The organism is Psychromonas antarctica, from assembly GCF_022267535.1.
GTDB lineage: Bacteria > Pseudomonadota > Gammaproteobacteria > Enterobacterales > Psychromonadaceae > Psychromonas > Psychromonas antarctica.
The window spans coordinates 1-7,037 of the sequence record NZ_JAHNZV010000127.1 but is presented as its reverse complement, the minus strand read 5'-3'; the positions used below and the strand labels follow the sequence as shown (position 1 = coordinate 7,037).

The window sequence follows — 7,037 nt, the reverse complement described above, 5'->3', positions numbered from 1 at the left end:
AAGCCAACCCAGAAAATTACCTGCCATGGAATTATCTAGAAAATAGTGAGTAACGGCTGACTTGCTTTCCAAAAAAGACTGAATTGGGCTAACCGCCCAAGTCAAACTATGCAGCCGTAAGCTCACTATAATGCGCGTAACGCCCTTTCATGTCGCAGGTAAGAATTACTTTGTCATTTTTCACCAAAACATTACGAAAAGAAAAATTGCTGAGGAAGCAGTAAGAAACCTTGCAAGCATAGACGGACTTACAAAAATCCCTAATCGCCGCAGTTTTGATGATTTTATTCTTAAAGAATGGAAAAGGTGCACAAGGCTTAAGAAGCCAATCAGCTTGGCGATAATAGATTTGGATCACTTTAAACTACTCAATGATACTTATGGTAATCAATCTGGTGATGATTGTTTAATTAAGATAGGGCAGCTTCTTAAAGAATTTGTTAATAGACCCGGTGATATTTGTTCAAGGTACGGCGGGGAAGAGTTTGCTTTAGTTTTCGACGATACATCACTCGAACAGGCAAAGCAACTTGCAATCAAATTGCTAGATAAAATTGTTGATCTTAATATACAAAATAAAAACTCACCTATTAAAAACTATTTAACGGCGAGTATTGGCTTAGCTGAAATCATCCCAAATATTGGGAGTGAAGAAAGTGAATTAATTAGTAAGGCTGATATTATGCTTTATAAAGCAAAAGATAATGGCAGAAATCGAGTTGAGGCTTAACACATATCCTTTTGCCTCGCGCGAAAATTATCTAATCTTAATGTCTTGATAAGCGTGAATACGTACACGCCAGCCTTTTAACCAACGGAACTCATCTCGTGGCGCATTCTTTACCCTTCTGGTTAATACTTCATCAGCAGCCAAACCAAAAATGCGCAGCGGGTCCTGATAGACCTCGGGCATCGTTAATAAAACTTGCTTAAGCCCCCACCCATCTCCCTGATAGCGCTCTAGTTTAGACAGCCCATCACCTTTGAAGTTGATATAGTCCAGCAAAGCAAACAATCCCTGAGTTGTTGAGGTTAATTGGCTTAAATTAGCTATTACTCTTTTCTTTTGCTGTTTATTGCAATCAGCAATAATAAGTGGAATCGCATTTTCAAGTCTTAATATAACAAATTTAACTTGCAAATCAATATGTTCACTTAAAAAGACCCTTAGTTGACTGAGCGCTTCATCATCAAACTCAGTATAAAATTGTTCGCGCGATTTCCACGGAGCAAACTTCAAATCACTTAGCCAAGCGGGTGGTGTCACACCATGCTTTTTAAAATAGGTTAGCAGCGCGGGAAACTGCTCCTTAAAAGGCCCTTTCTCTTTATTGGGGTACCAGATAAAATGGCCTAAGCCCAGAGAGGGGAAATCTTCACCACGATTCCATGAAGTAAGGTGCTGCAATTTCTGTTGTCCCTCATTTTCCCAAATAAGTTGACCGAGAGCATTAGCTTGTTTGCTACTTAGGTTTATTTCATACGGCTGCGCAGATAGCGATATTGTAGTGAATAATAAAATGGCAATTAATAGGAAACGTAACACGTTATAAGCCCCAGTTATAATAAGAAGCGTTCTAAACAACAAAATGAAAACTCATGCTATTTATGATCGCATCTCGTTGCTCTTGACCCGCAATTTTTTGGTATGTATCGAGTGCCCCTCTTTGTTTAGGAGTGGGTTGATCATAACCCAATGCTTGATGAATAGAATCCTTTTGTTTTTCAGACAGTATCATTGAAAACGTAGCAGATTGGGCTTTTTTTGTGACGGGTGCGACTTCACTAACGCTGGCTTGTGACGGTTTTTTTGCAATCGCCGTTTTGCCTGCGTTAATCGTACTTGTTACTAATGTTGTATTATTGTTTATCGCCATTAATAATCCCAACCACTAAATAAAAATGATTCACTCTCTTCCAGGTAACTTCTTCCAAGTAACTTTATCACGCAGATAGACCGGCGTTGCTAACTCGGGTAAAACTGCCTCTCCTTTTTCCACGCATCGCACAACCTGATCTAACATATATTTTGCACTCGGATACTCAATATCAAGTGGTAATTGTGCTTTAAAGAATTCCGCTAATTCAGGATAAACCGCCCAACCGGTGCCAACTAACACAGCATTTTCTACTACATCTGGTTGCGATGCCAACAAATCAGCAGGTTTGATCACCACTTCTTCACCGATTAGTGCCATTAAATTATCTTTTAACTGATAATGAGCAAAATAAATTTCCCCCATACGCGCATCAATAGCCGCATAAACGTCAGTTACTTTTTGATTTTTATAAGCTTGTTGCGCCATCGCTTGTAGTGTTGACACACCGACCATCTTTTTTTCGAGACCGTATGCCAAACCTTGTGCAATACTGATGCCAATTCTAACACCGGTAAAACTCCCCGGTCCTCGGCCATACGCGACCACATCAATATCAGCCAGTGTTAAACCGGCTTGTAATAACACCAGCTCGACGGTAGGCAAGATCTTGGTCGTATGTTCACGTGGTGCCAACATAAACTGCTCGCTAATCGCTTGTTCATTACCTGTAGAACAAAGCACTGCAACCGAACACGCTTCTGTTGACGTATCTACGCATAACACATTTAACTTCTGGGACATATTTAACCTATTTATATTTTTACTGATTAATCAATTTTTTTCAAGAATTGTATCGCATTTTCGAGTGATCGAGTACGTGGCATGCAAGGTAAACTATTGAGAAATAAATTTCCATATTTACGCGTCACTAAACGGTTATCACAAACAATTAATACGCCTCTGTCTTGTTCTGCTCGAATCAAACGACCTATTCCTTGTTTAAAAGTAATAACCGCTTGTGGCAGTTGTACCTGTGCAAAGGGATCTTTACCTTTTAGCTGCGCATCTTCTATACGTGCTTTTAATAATGGCTCGTCAGGTGATGCAAATGGCAGCTTATCAATAATAACACAAGATAAAGCCTGTCCGCGCACATCAACGCCTTCCCAAAAACTGCCTGTTGCAACTAATAGAGCATTACCATGGCTAACAAACTCGTCAAGTAACGCCTGTTTGCTTTTTTCACCCTGTAATAGTACCGGCAGGGTGAGTGTTTGCCGAAAGCCTACCGCCAGCTGATTCATCATTGCATGACTGGTGCATAAAAAGAAACAACGGCCCTTGCTGGCTCGAATAACTGGCGCCAATAGATCAATTAATTTATCTGCAAGTCCCGGCGTTCCCGGCTCGGGTAATAATCTTGGCACCACAAAAAGGGTTTGTTTTGCATAATCAAAGGGGCTACTTAATTGCACACACTGACTATCCTGTAAGCCCAATAATTCAGTAAAATGATCAAACTGCCCTTTTACCGATAATGTTGCCGAGGTAAAAATCCAAGCTGCTTTTTTTTTCTGACATTCTAACTGAAAGCGTTGTGCAACACTAAGCGGCGTTATATTGAGCGAAAAATGTTGTTGGGTACAGGAAAACCAATAACTAAAGCCACTTTCATTGACATTGTTGAGTTTATTAAACAGTAAGGTGAACTGACTTAAACGCTCGAAACAGTGATCTAATAATTCACTTTTACCTAACAGATCACAGAGTACTTCCTTTAAAAAATCCATGACTTCTAACAAACGTTGAATATGCAGCTGCATAACACGCTCACGGGATTTATCTCGCCAGCTGCCCGTGCCTTTATCTATTGCAAATGCCAATCGAAAATCAAAAACCGTAATACGCAGTTGCTCGGCAGCTTTGGCCATCTGCTTTGCTTCTCTAAGTTCTGTGCGATAAACAAAATCGATCTCCTTTGCAAGATCGCTAAATTGCCGGCTTGAAATTGATTCACCAAAGTAAAGGCTGGCTATATCAGGGAGTTGATGTGCTTCATCAAAAATATAAACACCAGCTTCAGGCATCAGCTCACCAAAACCTGTTTCTTTTACCGCTAAATCAGCAAAAAAAAGATGGTGATTTATCACCACCAAATCTGCCTGCATCGCTTTTTTCCGTGCTTTAACAATAAAGCAGTCATCAAAACTCGGACATTCACGTCCCAAACAGTTGTCATTATTGCTGGTGATAGAGGGGATGATTACTGCATCTTCGGCTAAATTATCTACTTCGGCAATGTCGCCTGTTTTTGTCGCCAATGACCAATTTTTAATTTTGACCAGTTCGACTTGCAACGCTTTTTCTTTATGTCGACTTTCCAGCATAAAGCGATTTAAGCGTTCATTACAAAGATAGTTGCTACGCCCTTTTAACAGGGTCACTGTGCCAGTAAAATGGGTAGTTTCAATAAGAAGCGGTAAATCTTTTAAAAAAAGCTGTTCTTGTAACGCTTTACTCCCCGTTGAAATAATGATTTTGGAGGCACTTTCTTTATCAAAAGATAACAAAGCGGGGGCTAAATAAGCAAAGGTTTTTCCCGTCCCCGTCTCGGCTTCAACCACCAATGACTGTTTGTTTTTTATCGCAGAAGCGACTGCATCCGCCATTTCAAGTTGTGATTCGCGAGCCATAAAATGAGGCAGTTTTTGACTTAACGCCCCGGAAGGGGAAAAAAAAGATGAGATCAAAACAATTCACTCTTATAACAGTAGGATGATGAGCTAGGGCACGCTATTCTACGTGAATTAAAGATAATTAATAAGAGTAAATCGACTATGTGCAAATTACATTTTTTACCCGCGCAACTCGGCAACGAATTTAAAACCATCAAAGCAATGGTCAATATTTATTGCAGAGCCCACCACAGCGCAGGTAAAGACGAAGACAAGTCAGAGCCTTGCAGTGAGTGTAGTGAATTTATACGCTATGTGAATGAAAAGTTAGATCGTTGTCCCTATGGTCAAAATAAACCGACCTGTAACAAATGCCCTATCCATTGCTATAAAGCAGCACAGCGCCAACAAGCAAAAGAAATAATGATTTACGCGGGCCCTCGTATGCTATTAAGTCACCCCATCTTAGCGATAAAACACCTCATCGCAGAAACACGTCCCGTCGCAACTGTTATCCCCACTAAAGCTTCCAATCGTCATTGCCGAAACAAACAGTGATTCGGCTCAGACGATGATATCTATATGCCCTTCTGTTTGTTCTTGTGGATCTTTTTCTTTTATCTTTTTCACCTCAATCTTATGCAGCGGATGAGTACTTTCCGCAAACATTTGCGGTGATACATTATTTTGACGATTGGATCCCTGAATTTTTTTTATCTTGTGATTAACTATCTTAGCGTCATTAAATGGTTTAAAAACGTAAGTTCGATTGATAAAATCAATGATTAAATGCTGACTCATCTCTCCTCCTCACTTTTATTACAAGCAACACTACTTAACTGCGTTATCGGCACTGATAGAAATATATTGATGTTTTTTTATACTAATTTAACATTTAAAGAACAAATGCAAATATTAATACTAAAATTATAGATAAAGATTTCATAGCTGGACAATGAATATGGGTAGCAATGTTGTTAAGATTTTAATTGCCATTATGTGCGCTTCTCTATTCTATTTTTTTGCTCATTTTTGGCTATTATCCGAACAGGCAATAGCACTTGGGTTAATTTCTTTTCTAGTCATACTATGGAGCAATAGCGCGCTGCCTCTTGGGGTGGTTTCACTATTCCCTATTTTTCTCTTTCCTATGTTTGATTTGATGCCAACAGATCAAGTTTCGAGCAACTACAGTAAATCTATTATTTTTCTGTTTATAGGTGGATTTTTATTAGCCATTGGAGTTGAAAAAACCGACCTCCATAAAGTCATAGCCAATAAAATATTGCATATTTTCCCTCATACCGTACGCGGTATGATTTACGCGCTGGCATTAACAGCAGGCTGCCTGAGTGCTTTTTTGTCTAATACCACCAGCTGTTTATTACTGATGCCACTAGTACTGTTTTTATCCAATGACAACGCTTTAAAAAAACGTTTTGCCCTTGCACTTTGTTACGGGGCAAGCATCGGCGGTATTATCACACCGATTGGTACTCCACCGAATTTAATTCTATACGGCATCATTGAGAATTTAAAACTGCCAGCGATTCCCTTTGCGCAATGGGTCATGCTATTGCTCCCTTTAGCACTTATTATGTTTTTAATCCTTGGCTGGCTGCTTTCATTGGGAACAAAAGATAAACAGCTAGATAAACGCCACCAGCGAATAAAGAATTCACTGACCATTGAGCAGAAAAAAGTGACGATTATTTTGCTCAGTTTGATAGTGCTTTTATTCGCCAACTCGCCAATCCAGCCCTATTATGCAGGGCTCGGGCTTAATGAAAAAGGGCTATTACTCAGCGCGGGTCTACTCTTGTTTTTACCGCCAATTAACATCCTAAACTGGAAAGACATGAAAAAGGTCCCCTTTGACATTATCTTACTGTTTGGTGCTGGTTTTTCGATTGCGGCTCTGTTTACTAGCTCTGGCTTAGCCAATCAAGTTGCCCAGTTTTTACAAAACTTCAGCCAACTACCGACACCATTACTTATTATTTTAATCGCTTCTCTAGTGACTTTTTCAACTGAAATAACCAGTAATACGGCGCTTATTTCAATGATACTCCCAGTTATTTACGAACTATCCGCGCAGAATGGTTTAGATACACGATTATTGATGATGGTAGCAACAATTTGCGCTAGTTACGCCTTTATGTTGCCGATTGCAACACCGCCTAATGCAATAGCCATGAGCAGTGGCGCAGTAAAAGTTGGCTGTATGATGAAATATGGAATACTACTGAATATAATTGGTATTCTACTTGTTTCACTCTTTGCCTATGGCTACTGGCGCTATTTTATAACCTGATACCCACGTTAGTTCTTAAGCTGCAGTAATTGAAAAATGAAGTGTTCATTAATTTTAACCAGTGACATTGTGCTGATAGTTATGCGGATGACTACTATTATTTATTTAACCTCAGTTCTGGATAATGGAAGCGAAATTAGATTAAATATCAAAAAGTTAAAAAACATATTATACAGTGCTGTTAGTTTTGCGTAGTTCAAGGCGAATCATCGCAGCAATAACTGGTTA

Annotated in this window: 8 protein-coding genes; 3 read left to right on the top strand and 5 right to left on the bottom strand. The window is 39.4% G+C overall.

Going from position 1 to position 7,037, the window contains the following annotated elements; all coding sequences use genetic code 11:
* Positions 1-130: 130 nt before the first annotated feature.
* Positions 131-730, top strand: a complete 600-nt coding sequence (locus KSO91_RS15260; RefSeq protein ID WP_238743892.1) for a GGDEF domain-containing protein — start codon at positions 131-133, stop codon at positions 728-730.
* A 27-nt stretch (positions 731-757) separates the two neighbouring features.
* On the opposite strand, the gene KSO91_RS15255 is transcribed toward KSO91_RS15260, so the two are convergent.
* From KSO91_RS15255 to KSO91_RS15240, 4 genes are read right to left on the bottom strand one after another with little or no spacing between them, the layout of a single operon-like run.
* On the bottom strand, positions 758-1,546 hold the full coding sequence (locus tag KSO91_RS15255) for a hypothetical protein (RefSeq protein WP_238743891.1): 789 nt from the start codon (positions 1,544-1,546) through the stop codon (positions 758-760).
* A 31-nt stretch (positions 1,547-1,577) separates the two neighbouring features.
* Positions 1,578-1,877: a hypothetical protein gene (locus KSO91_RS15250; RefSeq protein ID WP_238743890.1), complete on the bottom strand. Its 300-nt coding sequence runs from the start codon at positions 1,875-1,877 to the stop codon at positions 1,578-1,580.
* A gap of 30 nt (positions 1,878-1,907) precedes the next feature.
* Positions 1,908-2,621, bottom strand: a complete 714-nt coding sequence (tsaB, locus tag KSO91_RS15245; RefSeq protein ID WP_238743889.1) for a tRNA (adenosine(37)-N6)-threonylcarbamoyltransferase complex dimerization subunit type 1 TsaB — start codon at positions 2,619-2,621, stop codon at positions 1,908-1,910.
* 26 nt (positions 2,622-2,647) lie between these two features.
* Positions 2,648-4,570 (bottom strand): DNA repair helicase YoaA, encoded by a 1,923-nt coding sequence (locus KSO91_RS15240; RefSeq protein WP_238743888.1) that lies wholly within the window; start codon positions 4,568-4,570, stop codon positions 2,648-2,650.
* An 87-nt stretch (positions 4,571-4,657) separates the two neighbouring features.
* Here KSO91_RS15240 and KSO91_RS15235 point away from each other — a divergent pair, with 87 nt between their 5' ends.
* The gene (locus KSO91_RS15235; RefSeq protein WP_238743887.1) at positions 4,658-5,053 is read left to right on the top strand and encodes a nitrous oxide-stimulated promoter family protein; all 396 of its coding nucleotides are present in this window, start codon (positions 4,658-4,660) and stop codon (positions 5,051-5,053) included.
* 6 nt (positions 5,054-5,059) lie between these two features.
* Here the strand turns inward: KSO91_RS15235 and KSO91_RS15230 are convergent, their stop codons facing one another.
* Entirely contained in the window at positions 5,060-5,296 is a 237-nt protein-coding gene (locus KSO91_RS15230) for a hypothetical protein (RefSeq protein ID WP_238743886.1), read from the bottom strand.
* Between the two features lie 160 nt (positions 5,297-5,456).
* Between KSO91_RS15230 and KSO91_RS15225 the strand changes: the two genes are divergently transcribed.
* Positions 5,457-6,809: an SLC13 family permease gene (locus tag KSO91_RS15225; RefSeq protein WP_238743885.1), complete on the top strand. Its 1,353-nt coding sequence runs from the start codon at positions 5,457-5,459 to the stop codon at positions 6,807-6,809.
* Positions 6,810-7,037 lie beyond the last annotated feature (228 nt).

Excerpts from the sequence above, each read along its gene's own strand:
- KSO91_RS15260 (WP_238743892.1), top strand. The coding sequence starts at position 131 with ATGCGCGTAACGCCCTTTCATGTCGCAGGTAAGAATTACTTTGTCATT.
- KSO91_RS15250 (WP_238743890.1), bottom strand. The coding sequence starts at position 1,877 with ATGGCGATAAACAATAATACAACATTAGTAACAAGTACGATTAACGCA.
- tsaB (WP_238743889.1), bottom strand. The coding sequence starts at position 2,621 with ATGTCCCAGAAGTTAAATGTGTTATGCGTAGATACGTCAACAGAAGCG.
- KSO91_RS15235 (WP_238743887.1), top strand. The coding sequence starts at position 4,658 with ATGTGCAAATTACATTTTTTACCCGCGCAACTCGGCAACGAATTTAAA.
- KSO91_RS15230 (WP_238743886.1), bottom strand. The coding sequence starts at position 5,296 with ATGAGTCAGCATTTAATCATTGATTTTATCAATCGAACTTACGTTTTT.
- KSO91_RS15225 (WP_238743885.1), top strand. The coding sequence starts at position 5,457 with ATGGGTAGCAATGTTGTTAAGATTTTAATTGCCATTATGTGCGCTTCT.